The organism is Micromonospora deserti, assembly GCF_003236335.1.
GTDB classification, from domain to species: domain Bacteria; phylum Actinomycetota; class Actinomycetes; order Mycobacteriales; family Micromonosporaceae; genus Micromonospora; species Micromonospora deserti.
Window position 1 is genome coordinate 1 of sequence record NZ_POUB01000571.1, and the last position, 439, is coordinate 439.

Genomic DNA, 439 nt, shown 5'->3' on the forward strand with positions numbered 1-439 from the left:
CTGTTTTACCGTATCAATACGCGCCACAATTTGCGCGTGGCGGGAAGCCAGCGTTTCATCATCGGGCGGCGGCGCTTTGATAACCGGCGCTTCGCCTTGCAGATAACGATTAATATCGCGCAGTAACGCCTGCGGCCCTTTCCAGGTTTCAAAGACGACCTGGGCAATTTCACGCGGCAGCGGGTAGCAGTGGCGACGCCAGAAATCGGCGCAGGCCTGGTAACGTAGCAGAGACTCATCTTCAATCAGCTGCTGCTCAAACAGCATGCCGGATTCAAAGGCATTCAGGTTGAGCATGCGCTGGCAAAAACCGTGAATAGTAAAGACTGCCGCTTCATCCATCTGCCGTTCGGCTAACAACAACCACTGCGCGGCTTGCGCTTTATCGTCGATCTCTTCCAGCAGGCGTTTGTACAGTGGATTGTCGGTGGTTTCACGC

1 protein-coding gene is annotated in these 439 nt (G+C 54.9%); it reads right to left on the reverse strand.

Features of this window, described 5'->3' with window-relative positions; translation table 11 throughout:
* Window positions 1-439: UvrD-helicase domain-containing protein (locus tag C1I99_RS31960; RefSeq protein ID WP_158554134.1), on the reverse strand; the 439-nt coding region annotated here is incomplete at both ends.